Annotated in this window: 12 protein-coding genes and 1 pseudogene; all 13 read right to left on the reverse strand. The window is 59.0% G+C overall.

What is annotated here, in order from left to right; translation table 11 throughout:
* Nucleotides 1-102: 102 nt before the first annotated feature.
* The 13 genes and pseudogenes from VH564_RS05420 to VH564_RS05480 all read right to left on the reverse strand — a co-directional run bounded on the left by VH564_RS05420 (nt 103) and on the right by VH564_RS05480 (nt 15,836).
* Complete coding sequence (locus VH564_RS05420; RefSeq protein ID WP_423338799.1) at nt 103-2,070, reverse strand: hydantoinase B/oxoprolinase family protein; 1,968 nt, start codon at nt 2,068-2,070, stop codon at nt 103-105.
* A gap of 3 nt (nt 2,071-2,073) precedes the next feature.
* Nucleotides 2,074-4,101 (reverse strand): hydantoinase/oxoprolinase family protein, encoded by a 2,028-nt coding sequence (locus tag VH564_RS05425; RefSeq protein WP_423338800.1) that lies wholly within the window; start codon nt 4,099-4,101, stop codon nt 2,074-2,076.
* A 182-nt stretch (nt 4,102-4,283) separates the two neighbouring features.
* Nucleotides 4,284-5,261: a helix-turn-helix domain-containing protein gene (locus VH564_RS05430; protein ID WP_423338801.1), complete on the reverse strand. Its 978-nt coding sequence runs from the start codon at nt 5,259-5,261 to the stop codon at nt 4,284-4,286.
* Nucleotides 5,262-5,485: 224 nt separating this feature from the next.
* Nucleotides 5,486-5,646 (reverse strand): annotated as a pseudogene (locus VH564_RS05435) (IS30 family transposase); the annotation flags it as partial.
* Nucleotides 5,647-5,937: 291 nt separating this feature from the next.
* A complete protein-coding gene (locus VH564_RS05440; protein ID WP_423338802.1) occupies nt 5,938-6,879 on the reverse strand; it encodes a sugar kinase in 942 nt (313 codons plus the stop codon).
* 30 nt (nt 6,880-6,909) lie between these two features.
* Nucleotides 6,910-7,929, reverse strand: coding sequence for a Zn-dependent oxidoreductase (locus tag VH564_RS05445; protein WP_423339378.1), 1,020 nt, complete (start codon nt 7,927-7,929; stop codon nt 6,910-6,912).
* Between the two features lie 65 nt (nt 7,930-7,994).
* Nucleotides 7,995-9,410: a mannitol dehydrogenase family protein gene (locus tag VH564_RS05450; protein ID WP_423339379.1), complete on the reverse strand. Its 1,416-nt coding sequence runs from the start codon at nt 9,408-9,410 to the stop codon at nt 7,995-7,997.
* Nucleotides 9,410-10,606 (reverse strand): mannonate dehydratase, encoded by a 1,197-nt coding sequence (gene uxuA, locus VH564_RS05455; protein ID WP_423338803.1) that lies wholly within the window; start codon nt 10,604-10,606, stop codon nt 9,410-9,412. Before uxuA ends, VH564_RS05450 begins: the two co-directional genes overlap by 1 nt.
* Entirely contained in the window at nt 10,603-11,370 is a 768-nt protein-coding gene (locus VH564_RS05460) for a cyclase family protein (RefSeq protein ID WP_423338804.1), read from the reverse strand. The genes uxuA and VH564_RS05460 overlap by 4 nt, the downstream gene beginning before the upstream one ends.
* A gap of 1 nt (nt 11,371) precedes the next feature.
* Nucleotides 11,372-12,307, reverse strand: a complete 936-nt coding sequence (locus tag VH564_RS05465; protein ID WP_423338805.1) for an ABC transporter permease — start codon at nt 12,305-12,307, stop codon at nt 11,372-11,374.
* Nucleotides 12,307-13,272, reverse strand: a complete 966-nt coding sequence (locus VH564_RS05470) for an ABC transporter permease (RefSeq protein WP_423338806.1) — start codon at nt 13,270-13,272, stop codon at nt 12,307-12,309. Before VH564_RS05470 ends, VH564_RS05465 begins: the two co-directional genes overlap by 1 nt.
* On the reverse strand, nt 13,265-14,740 hold the full coding sequence (locus VH564_RS05475) for a sugar ABC transporter ATP-binding protein (protein ID WP_423338807.1): 1,476 nt from the start codon (nt 14,738-14,740) through the stop codon (nt 13,265-13,267). Before VH564_RS05475 ends, VH564_RS05470 begins: the two co-directional genes overlap by 8 nt.
* Nucleotides 14,741-14,750: 10 nt before the next feature.
* Complete coding sequence (locus VH564_RS05480) at nt 14,751-15,836, reverse strand: ABC transporter substrate-binding protein (protein ID WP_423338808.1); 1,086 nt, start codon at nt 15,834-15,836, stop codon at nt 14,751-14,753.
* Between the last annotated feature and the right edge of the window lie 131 nt (nt 15,837-15,967).

Genomic DNA, 15,967 nt, shown 5'->3' on the forward strand with positions numbered 1-15,967 from the left:
GTCCCAGGCGTGCGCTCATGTGAAATAGTAGTTTTTTGAAAGTAATATCGATAAAACAGATACGGGCGCTGACACCGTGGCAGCGCCCGTCAATGCCGACGTTCAAGCCCAGTGCGCGACGCTGCGCTTTTCGAAGCTCTCGCGAAACTGAGCGGTGGTCTTCTCGAGCACTTCGCCGCTCTCCCATTCCAGGATCACGGCAAACCGGCGCACGGCATCCAGCGCGTTGATCTCGCCTGCCTTGTAGCGGGCGGAAACGATCGACGGGTCCATGCGGGCCCACGCCTTGCGCTGGCTGCGGATATCGGCGCGAGCAGCATCGGTCGCTGCGGCTTCGATTTCGTAGGCGCACATGTCGCGATCGATCACCTTCAGCACAACGCCATAATCGACAGCTGCCCGTTCGATCGAAACGTAGTCGTCGATCACGTCTTCCATGACGTGAAGCGGGTCACGCTCCAGCGGGTCCCCGAAACCACCCCCACCGGCCGTCGGACGCGCAAACTCGTCCCCGGTGAAAACGGGATAGTCGGAGAATACCGAACCGAGCCAAGTGTCGGCATCTGTTCCGGCGCGGCGGATCGTGAGACCATGCGGCATGGAGGGCAGCCCCCCCTCGATGCCCCAGACGACAGCGCGCTCGCGATCGCAGATGTAGGACATGACGGCATTTTCGGCATCGAGCAGCACGGATGTCTTCTGCACGCCCACGCCGCCGCGCCATTTGCCCGGCCCTGCCGAATCCGTCTTGATCTGGAACTCGGTCGTCCTCGTCGGGTTGACGCGCTCGTTACCTTCGTTCGGCTGGGACATCAGTCCCGTGCCGAAGCAGGCGGTGGTCACATCGGCCCCATCCTTGCCGTTGCGACCGCCCCAGCCGCCTGGCAGCCACTCGTAGAACATGAAGATCGGCTTTTCCGGCTTTCGGGCATCCCGGCCACCGGCCAGTAGGTATTCAAGATTGAAAGCGCAGGCGATGGCGCGGTCGGGCATGATCTGCGACCACATCTCGAAAATTGCATTCATGATCTTCTCGAAGGGCATGAGAAAGCCGGTGACCGCCACCGGCCATTCGGCGCTGACGATGCTGTTCTTTGGTGCGGTGACCTGGATCATCCGGTAGAAGCCGCTGTTGAGCGGCAGATCGGGAAAGAATGTCTTCATGCCGGCGACAACAGCCGAAAACGTCGCGCCCGGCGCGGAGTTGTACATGGAAGCGATCGTCGCGTGGCTGCCGGCAAAATCGTAGTGCACTGTGTCGCCCTTGATCGTCATCTTGATACGGATCGGGATCATCCCCTCCCCTGCGCCGAGATCACGGTCGATGTAGTCAACGGTCTCCCATGTGCCGTCAGGAAGCTCGGCAAGCCGCTTGCGAACCGCCCGCTCGACGTAGTCCTGGACTTCCTCCATGCCACGGGTCACCTTTTCGCGGCCGTATTTTTTGACGAGACGCAGAAGTTCACGTTCCGCCGCCTGCGTCGCCTGTGCCTGGGAATGGATATCGCCGATGATCGAGGCGGGATCGCGCGTGTTGGCGGCGATCATGTTGGCGACATCGGAACAGAAGCGACCGGCTCGAAACAGCCGCACGGGCGTGATGCGCAGCCCTTCCCGGAACATGTCCCGGGCGGTCACGTCAAAGGAACCAGGGACGGAGCCGCCGAGGTCCGACCAATGACCATTTGACTGGGCAAAGCCGATCAACGTGTCTTCATCGAAAATCGGACGCACGAGGCGCACGTCGCTGAAATGCGTTCCGCCGGCATAGGGATCGTTGATGGCGTAGACATCGCCCGGCGCCATATCGTTTTCGAAAACGCGGATAACTTCCTTGCAGGTGTTGTGCAGGGTGCCGACATGGACGGCGATGTCATAGTTACCCTGCGCCACGGAATTGCCGTCGGCATCATGCAGTGCGTTGGAGAGGTCGCGGTTATAGATGACGAAGGAATAGCAGGTGCGCAGCATCTGCTCGGCCATCTGGTCGACCGTTGTGATGAAGGAGTTCTTGAGGACTTCGAAGGTGACGGGATCGAGGCTCTTGTCCGCTTCCATGGGCGTGCTCATGTCTCAGCCTTTCGTTCCGATAAGAATGTTCAGGAAGGCATCGACCCTGGCGCTCATGGCGGGCGGGACGACGGTGGTGGAATCGAATTGCTCGACGATGGCCGGACCGCGGAAGGTCGCCCCCGCCTCCAGCGCTTCACGCTGATAGATTGCCGCATCGTAGGCGACGCCGTCGAACCATACCGGTCGGTGGCCGACCGGTGCCGCTGTATGTTCGCGGACTTCGTATTTCGGCAATTCCGCCTTTGGCACGACGCCAACAGCCTTGATGGCGATCCGGAAGATCGACACCGGCTCTTCATCGCGCCGATAATTGAATTCGCGTTCATGCTCCGCATGAAATGCTTCGATCAGGGCGGCAACGCTAGTGATCGGGGCCGGCGCGCTGACGCTCAGGGAGCGCCATTGTCCCTGATACATCATCTCGACCGTGCGCTGCATCGCCATGTCCGCAGGCGCGATGCCCTCATGCGCAAGCCGTTCAGCGGCCTGCGCTTCCATGCGGCCGAACGCCGTTTCGATATTGTCCACCGAGACGACCGAGGCATCGGTCATGAAGCTTTCGGAAAAGTCGTGCTGGACATCGACGAGCAGGCAGCCGAGCGCTGAGGTAACACCGGGATTGGGAGGAACGATAACCGTCGGTATAGAGAGCTCCTTCGCGACCGCAGCGCCATGCAAGGCACCGGCGCCGCCGAAGGCGACGAGTGCAAAATCGCGGGGATCGTAACCGCGGCTGATAGAGAGCAGACGGACAGCATTGGCCATGTTGGCGTTGGCAACCGAGACGATGGCTTCCGCCGCCTTGTGCAGTTCCATGCCGAACGGTCCCGCCACCGTCTGCTGGACGGCTTGCGAAGCTAAGGTGGGATCAAGGGTGATCTTGCCACCGGCCAGGCTGCTGCCAAGCCGGCCGAGGACCACGTTTGCATCCGTGTTCGTGGCCACCCGGTTGCCGTTTCGGTAGCAGGCGGGCCCCGGATGGGCGCCTGCCGATTGCGGACCATTGCGCAACGAACCGCCCTCGTCCTGCCAGGCCAGCGAGCCACCCCCGGCGCCGATCGTCAGCACCTCGATCGATGGAAAGCGGATGGGATATCCATACTCGATGTACCAGTCCTTGGTGATGCGCGACTCACCGTTCCAGGCGAGCGACACGTCGGTGCTGGTCCCCCCCATGTCAAAGCCGATGGAATTCCGGAATCCGCAGAGATTGCCGATGAACCGGCTGGCGATGGCACCGGCGGCTATACCCGATCCAGCCAGCCGCGCCGAAAAATCGCGGACACTGGCAGGCGTCATGACGCCGCCTCCGGAGTGGAGCAACAACAGGTCGCGCCGGTAACCGCCGGCGGCCAGCTTCTCGCTCAGTCGCGAGACGTAATCGACCACCACAGGCGCGCAGACCGCATTGGCCATGGTGGTGGAAAAGCGCTCGTGTTCGAAGATCTCCGGCATCACCTCGGAGGATATCGACACCGGCAAATCAGGCATCACCTCCTTGACGATGTCGCGCATCCGGCGTTCGTTGGCGCCGTTGGTATACGAGTTCACGAAACAGATCGCGATCGACTTGACCTGGCGTCTTTTCAGTATGCCCGCGACACGATAGGCATCCGCCTCGTTCAGAGGCTGTAGCACGACACCCTCTGCATCTATCCGCTCGCCGACCGTCAGCCTGTCACGGCGCGGGATGTAGGGCTTGGCGACATCCTTGTAGGTGTCCCAGAGATCTTCCTTGTTGGCGCGGCGGATCTCGACGACGTCGCGAAATCCTTCCGTGCAGATCATTGCCGCGCGCGGCAGGCGCCGGGTGATCAGAGCGTTTGTCGCAACGGTCGTGCCGTGCGAGAACATCGTCACCTCCGAGAGATCGATCTTTGCCTGCTCCACTCCATCAAGGATGGCGCGCATCGGATCGTCGGGCGTGGAACCGATTTTCTCGATCCGGATCGCCCCTGTTTCCTCGTTCATGATGCAGATGTCGGTGAAAGTCCCACCGACGTCCACGGCAACCCTTGTCTTGGTCATGCTCAATCCTCTGCGGCCGGTGCAGCCAGTGACATTCTATCCACCCGCCCCACAGCAGGGCGGCATCTTCGTCGTCTGCGAGCGACAGCAGTCGGAGAGCCCGTAGTAGGCGCAACCTCGCTCCTTCCGCTTTCAGGAAAAGCGGAACAATCAAAATATAAGACATTGAATCAATAGCTTGATTAGTGCCGAAGAGCCGTTTCCGATGCCCTTGCACGAAGCGCTGCTTCGCGCCGGGTCTCTCCGGGCGAACAGCCGAAGCGGGCGCGGTAGTGTCGGCAGAACTGGGACTGGTCCGCGAAGCCCCACCGGTAGGCGATTTCCGCTATCGTCGCAGTCGATGTCACGGACATCAGCTCCTCGGCGCAATGATCGAGCCGACTGTCGCGAATAAAGCCGTTGATCGATTTCTTGTTTTCCTGGAACAGCCCTTGCAGATAGCGAAGCGATATACCGCCGGCTTCGGCAACGGCTTGCGGACCAAGATGGCGGCTTTTGATGTTGTCGCGGATATATTGTTCGGCACGGTGGAGATGCCCGGCGCGGATCGATGAGACATTGCTGTCGAGCACACGGTCGTCGCTGACGATCGACAGGCACAGCATTTCGAGAAGATGTCGACCGGACATTTCACGCGCCGCGTCATCGATCTCCCCGACACGGCCGATCGTGGTGCGAACGGTATCCAAAAACAGCGCGGCGATGCCACGCGTTGCATCGAAACTCAGGGCGCTGAACCGATCGGCCGAGCCAATGCGCGACCGCACACTGGCAGACGGGACCTTGAGAACCCAGAGGGCGTTCGGTCGCCCGTGCCAGAATTCATAGGGTGCGTCGCCGCGCTCCAGGATGAAACCGCCTGGATTGCACTTGACGCTGCGTGAGCCCTGGGAAAAGTTAATTTCGCTCACCTCCGGAATAGAGATCAGCAAGCTGGCGTCACCCTCGTTGAGGAAATGTCGTCGCTGGCGCTTATAGCAGACGCCGTCGCACTTCATTCGCGAAACGCCGACGAGCCCGAGCGACCACGTCTCAAGCTCCCCAGCAAATTCATGCCGGTTTCGGTATTCGGTATCGAGCGGAAAATAGGTTTCTGTGACAGCGGCCTGCCAGGCATCGCCAGCAGCACGTCGGCCAATCGTGTCGACTACGTATCTCATGTCTCGACATTCCCCTGATGGCCCGGTTTTCCGGTTCCGTGTTATTGAGGAAAAGAATACATCAATTTTATCGCTGATATTGACAGAAAACGCATAAATTTGTGAGCCTCACCGCAATGGCGGTTCCGCCGATGTTCATCCGTAAATCGGTTGCGCTACATTCTCTGGTGCTGTCCGAGAGCCATAACTTACTTCCAGTGGATTAATTTAGCGGGGCAAGGTCACGTCTCATGGCCGACGCAATTTTTTTGACCTTTGACCTGTAGCCGGCCGGCATTTTGCTGTGGCGACCAGCCATGCAAATCTGCCCGATGACTCCCTGACTCAGCTCGGAGAGACGGGCAAGCTTGCGCAACTTTGCGCGCCTGTCGCGCGCCATCTCGTGATGGGAACGTTTGCCGCCACAGGTGATGAAGGCGTCGGCGATCAGCGAGGGTGATCTGCGTATAGCACCGATTCATACCAAATCCCAAAGTGAAACCCTTGAAGTCATTGGCAAGTTGTACTTGGAAATAGAGTGTACTCGGCTACATCTATAAAATAGATAAAAACTATCTATGGAACTCATGTGAGGAGCGGCAACGCCTGGCATGATCCGCCTTGACTTGTATCGAGCCGACGGCGCCCTTTTTCGACCGCATCAGCTACCGATATGTCCATCACTTCTTTCCTTACATCAATTTGATTTGCTGGGAATGCATGGTGACATCAATTTGGCATGGGGGGTCAGAGCGCCTTTGCTCTGGATCGAAATAGCCGCGACCGAATGGGCGTCACGCAAGGAGATCGAGATTCCACGACCAAGCAGGCGGTTCGCTAGATATCCACCATTGAAGGCATCACCAGCACCTGTCGTATCGACGGGTGTGTGAACGGTTTGCGCTGGCGATGTTCCTCCGTCTCCATCCAGACGGTAAAATGCCGGATCTGATCCACACTTCACCACGATTTCGCTTGGACCACTCATGGAAACTCGATCGAGCGTGGCGATGGGATTTTCATCGCCATAGAGGCTTCGCTCATCATCGAATGTTGGCAGGACTATATCACTTAGCGATAGAGCCTCGCCGATCACCTCCATCGCGAACTTTTGGTTGCTCCACAAGCGGCTGCGGTAGTTGGGATCAAATGCAATCCTGGTGCCACGTTGGCGTGCGGCCGAAAGTTCATCAAAAAGAGTTTCAAGATGTTCATTGGGCATGACTGCCGTTGTAATGCCGGAGAAGTAGATCAGGTCTCTTCCAGAGAGGCTTTGTCTCAGTGCGTTACGGTCAACAGCCAACTGGCGTGCGGCGGACTGGCTACGCCAATAATCGAAGCTCCGCTCATAGCCATCCAGCGTAGTGGCGTAGAGACCGGGTCGCAATCCTGGGATGACTGGGCTGTGGGCAGTGCCGATCCCGCGTTCGTTGAAGAATGCCTGTTGTCTTCGAGAGAATCCATCGTCTCCGAAGGCCGTCACAAAATCAAGAATGCTATCAGAGGGCAGGAGCGCCCGCATCGTCCATAGAGTGTTGAACGTATCACCAGCATAGGCCGACTGCCAGCTGTCCGGCCCGGTGCTGGATAGCTCGATCATGCACTCCCCCACGGAGGCAATGCTCAATCTCTTTTCCATGTTATCCCACTACTACAATTGCGCATACCATCACGCATCAAAAGCCAGCTGTACTTTCAGCGTTTGCTCAGGATGCTTCTCGACCAAATCGAAGGCCTTGCGAGCGTCGGCCGCGTTGAATGTTTGCGTGATCATGTCTACGGGTTTCAGCTTGCCCGTCTCGAGCCAATGCACGACTTCGGCGATGAACCGTCGGTTGAGGCGCGAACCAACTAGGCTCAATTCCTTGCGGACGATTTCCTGCTGGCTAACGTTGCACGGCGCTGCAGAGAAGCCGAGAAGCCCAATGCGGCCGGCTGGGCCAGCAATGCGGCAGGCTTCATTGAGTAGTGCCGGGATACCTGCACCATCGATGACGACCGATGGCCCCAAGCCCTCCATCTCCGCTGCGACCTCCTCGGGAACCGATTTCTCCCGGGAATTGATGACGATATCGGCACCAAACTCAACGGCTCGCTCGAGGCGTTGCGGGTCGATATCAGCGACGATGCAGCGCGCGCCGCGCATCTTCGCAACCTGAAGGACCGTGATACCCACCGTACCGGCGCCGTAAATCATCACGACGTCGTCAGCGCCGCATTCTGTGCGAGATAGAACATTCGCCGCCACCGCCAGCGGCTCGGCAAGTGCTGCAACGTCAAAGCCGAGCGACGGCGAGATCTTGACGGCATTTTCCTGCGGGATGATGGCGACCGACCGGAATCCGCCGTCTCGGTGGACGCCAATGACCTGCAACTTGGCGCAAACGTTCGAGCGGCCAATGCGGCATGGATGGCATTTGCCGCAGGATATCACCGGATCGGCAACCACATGATCGCCGATCGCGAGGTGAGATACGCCACGGCCAAGCGCCGTTATAACTCCCGCGAACTCGTGCCCGATGATGCGCGGATAGGTTACGAACGGATTGGAGCCGTGAAGGATGTGCATATCCGAGCCGCAAATACCGGCCCTTATGACTTGGATAGCGACCTCCCCTTCGCCCGGCGGCAGCGCATCGCGCTGGTCGATGCCTAGCTTGTGGGGTTCCAAAACAGATATCGTAACCATGTTGTCTCCGTTGTTGTCTTGTCTGGTGCCAGACCTCCGGCGGAGGGTCCTTTGAAGAGCAGTGCTCAGACCGATTGAATGGATTTCAGATGCCGGTCGACGCTGGCTCGCCACGCAGCATCAATCATGAGTGTAGGCGGAAAAAGCCCAGGGATATCGAAGAAAGCCACGGAACCGTCATTGCGTAGCGTACTGTCTTGGGCCGCTTTTCGCAGCTCGTCAGCACGGGGGTCATCAACATTTTCCGTTGTCAGCACGTAGGCGATCCACAATGCCGTAGCATAGGCGAATGCGTCGGCCTCCCGTCCGGCTGCTATCGTCTCTGATGCTGGAGCAAAGATCCGCTGCGGCAATTTCTGGGTACCATCCATGGCGATCTGCGCCGTCCGATGGGCGATAGCCGGATTGGCAAATCGGGCGATCAACTGCTCGATATATGCGTCAAGATCGATTCCGGGCACCGGATCGAGCGTCGGCAGCGCTGCTTGCATATGGTGGCGAACGATTTGCTGATAATCGGCTTTGGCCATGACATCGCGAACGTATTCCAGGCCGCGTATTTGCCCTAGATAGGCAATAAGCGAATGCGAGCCGTTGAGAAGTCTGAGCTTCATCTTCTCGTACGGTTCGACTGCCTCAACAAAAAGCGCGCCACCCGCCTCCCAGGCGGGTCGTCCGGAGACAAAGCTGTTTTCAATCACCCATTGCGTAAACGGCTCGGTCTCGAGTGCCAGGGCGTCCGCAGCTTCGATGATGCTGGCCGCGCGTTCACGGTCAGCGTCTGTTGCGGCCGGCACGATGCGATCCACCATGCTTGACGGGAAACGGCCTTGCGTCTCGATCCACTGGCCGAGCTCAGGATCGCGTCGAAAGGCCATTTCAATCACCAAACGGCGAACGACATGGCCATTGCCGGGAAGGTTATCGCAGCAAAGCACGGTGAATGGCGCGTGGCCAAGCGCATTCCTGCGGGCAAGGCCTTCGACGAGAAAGCCTACTGCTCCGACGGGATGATGGGGATCCGCGAGATCGTGAGCCACTGCGGCATGACCCGTATCGAGACCACCGGTGCTCGGATCTATACCGTACGCTTTTTCGCTGACAGTCAACGTCACGATCCTGATGGCCGGATCTGAAAGGCAATCGAGAAGTGCATCTCGATCTTCAGTTGCCGCGATTGCCCTGACAGTCGAACCGACGATACGTGCACGATCTCCCAGGTGGTCACGCGTAACGACACTGTGCAGGCAATTTTGCACGGTCAGTGCGTGGACGATGTCTGTCGACCGGAGACTTGCTCCGACGATGCCCCAGTCACCGAACTCGTGCGCAAGCGCATCGTCGGTATAGACCGCCTGATGGGCACGATGGAAAGCGCCGATACCGAGGTGGACGATGCCCGGTTTCAGCCTTGCTCGGTCGTACCCAGGCAGCTGCACGCCTTCTGGGAGGGATGTCTGCATACTCAACCTTTGCATGATCAAGCCAGTCCATAAGTCGCGTGCGACAGGGTCCGCTCGATGCCGCGAAGCTCTGCCAGGCCCTTGAGCCGGCCGATGGCCGGATAGCCCGGTTGCGCGCCGCGCGTCAGATCGTTGAGGATTTCCTGGCCGTGGTCGGGTCGCATGAAAATCTGGTGATCTGCGCGGCCCTCAGTCCTGCGGCGATTTTCTTCAGCGACGATAGCAGCGATAACCGCCACCATGTCGGTATTGCCCTCCAGATGTTCGTCCTCAAAGAACGAGCATGGCGTAGTCTCATCTTCCCGTCGGACGTTGCGCAGATGCACGAAGTGGATGCGCGGTGCAAGGCGCCTGACCATGCCCGGAAGATCATTATCGGCGCGCACGCCAAGCGAGCCGGTGCAGAACGTCACGCCGTTTGCGGGACTGTCGACGGCGCCGAGCACCTCGACATAATCCGCTTCCGTCGACAGGATACGCGGTAATCCTAGCAGCGGCCATGGCGGATCATCCCCATGGGCACACAGACGCATCCCGAGCTCTTCGGCAACAGGAACCACCTCCGACAGGAACGTAATCAGGTTGGCGCGCAGGGTCTTCGCATCGATAGATGCGTAGCGCGCGAGTGCCTCGCGCAACTCGCCGATGCTGTAGCCGTCGGAAGACCCTGGAAGGCCGGCTCCAATATTGCGAGAGAGCGCGTCCTTTTTCTCATCGGACATGGCTCGGTATCGCTCCTCGGCTTGTGCGATCACATTTGGCGGGTAGTCCGCGTTAGCTGCGGGTCGCTGAAGAACATGGATATCAAACGCCACGAAGTCGATCAGGTCGAAGCGCATTGCCCGTGCACCGCTCGGCGTTTCCCAGCGGAGGTCGGTCCGTGTCCAGTCTAGGACCGGCATGAAGTTGTAGCAGACAGTGAAAATGCCGGCGCCTGCCAAGACGCGCAGGCTTTCCTTCCAGGCCTCAACATGGGCCTCCCAATCGCCCGACATGGTCTTGATGCTTTCGGATATCGGAATGCTTTCCACTAGTTCCCATTCCAGGCCCCCGGCCCGGACCTCGCTTTGTCTCTTGGCGACGTCCTCGGTCGTCCATGCCGTTCCGGTTGGCACATGGTGAAGTGCGCTGACGATAGCCTGAGCCCCCGCCTGGGCCGCGTCGCGAACACTGACCTTGTCGATGGGCCCGAACCAGCGCCATGTATGTCTCATGCCTTACCTCTTGTATTCATTTCTGCGTGCAAAGCACCCGAAGCGCCTCGATCGGATGCCATGTTAGATTCGACGAGTGCCACTGCTCTCGCTGGAGATCCGGAGCCGCCCACGATTGGCAATGGCAAGGCCACCAGAAAGCAGTAGGGCGGCAATTGTCCGAGATTGGCAAAGTTTTCGCCGACGAGGATGTTTCCGCCAAGGAGGATATTGTGGGCGGGGAAATTCGAACTGCCATAGCAATCGATCGAAAGGCAGTCTGAGCCGACGACGCGAACGCTCCGCTCCTGCAACAACTCGCTGGCAGCCTGCGACAGGCCTGGCCAATCCTTGAGAAAGCAATCCTGTTGGGAGGCATCATTCCAGTAGCGGTCCCAACCGAAATGGAAGAACACCGCATCTCCTGCCTCGATCGGACCGTAGCGGTCCTCGAACTCCAGGATTCGATCGATAGTTACGGCTTCGCAAGGGGCACAATCTTGCGCGTCGATGGTCGCGAGGCGGCCAAAGAATTGATCAAGGGAAATCTCTGCAATCGACTGGCCACCCTTGATAAAATGCAAAGGCGCATCGAAATGCGTGCCGGAATGTTCGCTTAAGCAAAGCGAGTGATTACAGGCGAGATCGCCGTTATCATAGCTCTCGATGACTTCCTGACAGAATGCCGGATGGGTTGGCCAGACCGGCATCCCTTCTTTCATGGGATGGGTGAGATCGATCAACCTGAAGCGGCCTTCCTTGAAGAGAGCGGTGAGGTTGTCCATGTCAGGCAACCCGCGGTCGGGGCGCGATTGCCACGATGAGGATGATCAACGCGCCGGTCAGCACGAAGCGCACGCCCGCCTGCATCTGGAAGGTATTCAGCATTGTCGCCATCAGATTGAAGAAAAGCGCGGCACCCCAGATGCCGACGGCATTTGCCTGGCCGCCCGCGACGCTGGTACCGCCAAGCACCACGACGGCAATGGATTCCAGAAGGTAGACATCCCCCATGTTCAGCGCTGCACCGCCGGAAAAGCCGGACAGCAGGAAGCCCGCGAGACCGCCGGCAACGCCGCAAAGGCTGTAGGCAATAAGCCGAACACGCCCCGCCGATATACCGGCCAGCCGCGCTGCCGGCTCGCTTTGGCCGACGGCCAGAAGACGGCGACCCCAGATGCCGCGCGAAAGGACAAGCATGGTGATGACGGTCAAGAGCATGACGGCGAAAGGCATGAATGGAATGCCCCCAACGCGCCATTGTGTGAACGCAGACAACATGGCCGGCGGCTTCAGCGTCGCCTCTCCGCCAAGGTTGAAGGCGAAGGACTGGAACACGAAACTCCACGCCAGCGTCGCGATGATCGGCGGTAGTCGTAGAAGCGTAATGGCAAGGAAATTGAGCATCCCCGCGACCGCGCCCACGGCAATCGCTGCAAGCAAACCCGCCAGGATCATGCCGTCCTGGGCCTTCATCACGGTCATGGACACATAGGCCGCAAGCGTCAGCACCGATGGTACCGACAGATCGATATTACCCGGCCCCGATGCAATGACCAACATCTGGCCGGTTCCTACCAGCACGCTGAAGGCGCCGAAGGTAAGCGCAGCTGTCAGGGTTGCCTCGGCGCTACTAAAGCCGGCATAGGCGGTGGTGGCAATCCACATCAACAGCGCGACGATGAAGCCGTAGGTCCAGGGTGCAAGAGTAAGACGGGACATCATGATTTTTTCTCCGACAGGAGGACACGCCCGGCCAGCACGAGGAACAGGATCCCGCCCTGTGCGCCGATCTGCCATGTTGGAGGCACCTGCAGGAAGCTCAACAGAGACCCGGCAAGGGAAAGCGTCAGTGCGCCGATGACCGTTCCGACCGGCGAGACGACGCCGCCGTTGAACGAACCGCCGCCAAGAATGACGGCGCCGACCCCAAGCAGCGTATACGCTGGCGCCACGTTGGGATCCCCTGAAGTCGTCAGACCAGTCAACGTTACACCGGCAAGGGATGCAAGCACGCCGGCTGCTGCGTACACCAGCACACGGATACGAGTGGTTGACCAACCTGCCCGTTCGATCGAACGGGGATTGGCGCCAGCACCGCGAAGAACCGCTCCATAGGAGGACCGGGTAATGATCAGGTGGCCCACCGCAGCGGCGACGACGGCTAACAAGATCGGCAGCGGAATGAGTGGTGGACGCCAGTTCATGAAGCCCGACAGCCATGCTGGCACCGAACCGCCCGGCGAGGGCAGGATGATAATGGCGATGCCTAGCCAGATGAACGACATGCCAAGCGTGACGATGATCGAGGGCAGCTGGCGAAGATGGATGAGCAGGCCAATGCCGGCATAGACGGCGATCGTCACCATATAGAGGAGAACCGCCAGCAACGGATGGGGGTCGAGGTTGAGGGCGGTGATGCAGGTGATCAGCCCGACGAAGGCGCCATTGGACAGATCGATATCACCCAGCATGATGATCAGCATCTGGGCAAGCGCTGCAAAGACCAGCGGCGTCGCCAGCTTGAAAAGCAGCGTGAAGCCAAAATAGCTCATGGCGGACGGCCTTATCCAGAAGATGACCGCAAGCATGAGAACAAGCGTGACTGCTGGCAGACCAACCTGCAGCGCCGCGGACAGCCATGCGGGACGGCCGACCGACTGAGGTCGGATCATCACATCAGCCATTTGCACCTCCAAACGAAGCTTCAAGGATTCGGCCATGATCGATGTCAGCGCCGTGTATCTCCTCCACGGCCCTGCCCTCTCGGAATACATAGAGCCTGTCGCAATTATTGAGTTCCTCCATCTCGGTCGTGTACCAGACGAAAGTTCGGCCCCGCTCGGCTTCGCTGCGAATCAATTCATAGACCTCCTGCTTGGTGCCGACATCGACGCCGCGCATTGGGTCATCCAGGAAAATGACGCTGGCGTCGGAGGCGAGAGCTCGTGCGAAAAGCACTTTCTGTTGATTTCCGCCGCTGAGGGACAGGATCGGCGTATCGATGGATGGTGCCTTCACCTTGAGGCGTGCAGACCACTTTCCGGCGAGATCTTTCGCTCCGGCGCTCGATACGAAACCGTATTTCTGCAGGGCATTAAGACTGCGAATCGTCAGATTATCGGCGATCGACCATAGTCCGAAAATACCTTCCAGCCCGCGGTCGCCGGCGACATAGGCCGCTCGGATCTTGCCGCTCCTTTCGATCGCCGCGAAGATTGCGCGTAATCTCTCTCGCTGGCCGTGGCCGTCGAGACCCGCAAATCCGATGACCTCGCCGGCTGCGGCTTGGATCGGCCGGTCGGCAGCATCGATCCCTGCATGATCTATCTGCGGCTTGCCGAAGCCACGCGAACTCTGATTTTGTCTATGCTCGTGCGCTGCCTCGATGCTGCCCATCATCTCGACCAGATTGGAGCGCGACAATCCTCGAGTTGCGCGCTCCGCAACGACCTTGCCGTCCACCATGACGACAGCACGGTTGCAGACAGAAATGATTTCGTTCAGTCGGTGCGTAATGAGAATACAGGCGACACCCTTTGAGGCTGCCTTGCGGATATAGGCCAGGAGTTGCTCTGTGGCCTGATGCCCGAGGGACGATGTCGGCTCGTCAAGGATAACGCAGCGGACAGGGATATCCGTTTCCGTGAAGGCTCGGGCAATTTCCACCATCTGCCGCAACGCGATCGAAAGCTCCGAGATCTTCGCATTTGGATCAATGCCGTGGCCGGGAAAGATTTCATCAAGCGACCTCGCGATCAGATCTCGCGCGCGGCCGCGCCAGCCAAAACCCCGCAGCTGACGGTGGACAATGCGCGTGTTCTCGGCAGCAGAAAGGTTGGCGCAAAGCGACAGCTCCTGAAATATGCAGCGCAGGCCTCCCGACTGGGCTCGCCCTGCGCTCCATATATCAACGTCTTCTCCACCATAGCGGAAACTGCCTGCTGTGCGCTGGACTGCGCCTGACAGGACATTCATCAGCGTCGACTTGCCGGCGCCGTTGTGACCGACCAAGCCAACCACCTCGCCGGAGCGTAGCTGAAAATCCACACCACCGAGTGCGTGAACTGCGCCGTAGCTCTTACGAATATCGCGAACATCGATCATCTCGCCTGCTGCAGCCTGCGCCGACGAGGGGGTTGCAAGGTCATTCATATGTCAATTCTCACTTCGGTGCTGGAACAGCCGGAAGAGCAGTCTTGTTGACGTTGGCATCAATAATCTTCGCCACGAGATCTTGCGGGTACTGCGCGTTGACCACGCCACCTTCCGGAACCGTCTTCAACCATGCGTCGAGATCGGGCTGATTGATCTGCAGCAAAGGCACCTCGACGAATTTCGGCACCTTTTTGCCCGCCAGGATCTGCTGGGCGACCCAGAATGCCACCTGTGAAACCGATGGCGTTGCGCCAAGTGAGAAGGTCTCGTAGCCCGACGCATCATGCTCCTGCTTCCACAGCGCCAGTTCATCCTGGCGATTTCCCATGATGATGATCGGCAGATCACGCTTCGCCGCCTTGAAAGCCTGAGCCGCGCCATAACCATCGCCGCCCTGGGTCAGGACTGCATCGACCTTCGGCAGAGATGGCAGGATGCCGGAGACTTCCTTCTGGGCGACCGTGGCCGTCCACTGCCCATAGACTTCGCCAACGCTCTTGTAGGTCGGATGCTCGGCCAGCGCCTTGACGACGCCGTCATGCAGGCGCTTATCGAAGCCATCGCCAGCCATGCCGCGGATCTCGAGGATATTCGCCGGCTTGTCGCCCTGCTTTCCCTTGATGAAATCAAGCTCTGCCTTGGCATAGGAATTAAGGTTGTAGTCAACTACGTAGGCGCAAGGTTCGGTTACGCCGCTGGCGAAAGCAACGACAACGATACCCGCATCGCATGCATCCTTGATCGCGCCGTTGAGTGCTGTATCCGAACCGGCCAGAACGATGATTGCGTCATACCCTTGCAGGATCAGGTTCTGGATCTGCGAGGCCTGTTCGGTAACCGAGTTGTTGGCGCTAACGACCGCCGTATCGGCGATCTTGCCGTCGACCTTCGCCTTTGCGCCCATGTCCTGGAAGCTCTTGATCATCACCTGGCGAAACGAATTGCCGGCATAGGAATTGCTGAACGCGATCTTTTTACCAGCGGTGTCGCCGGTCGCGACACCATCCTCTGCCCGTGCGAGACCGACCATAAAAGTCGTTGTCAAAAGTGCGACGCCAAGCGCAATGGCTGCCCTATTGTAAATGTAATTCATGGGTGCTCTCCTCCACTCCCCGTTAGAGGGCCACGCTCTTGTCGAGACCCTAGGGTTGGCGCAGATCGATCAACGATTGGTTCCACAATGGCATCCACCGTTGCGAACATCCTGACGCAACTTCGTCGACC

It is taken from the genome of Rhizobium sp. HT1-10 (assembly GCF_049472505.1).
Classification (GTDB): Bacteria; Pseudomonadota; Alphaproteobacteria; order Rhizobiales; family Rhizobiaceae; genus Rhizobium.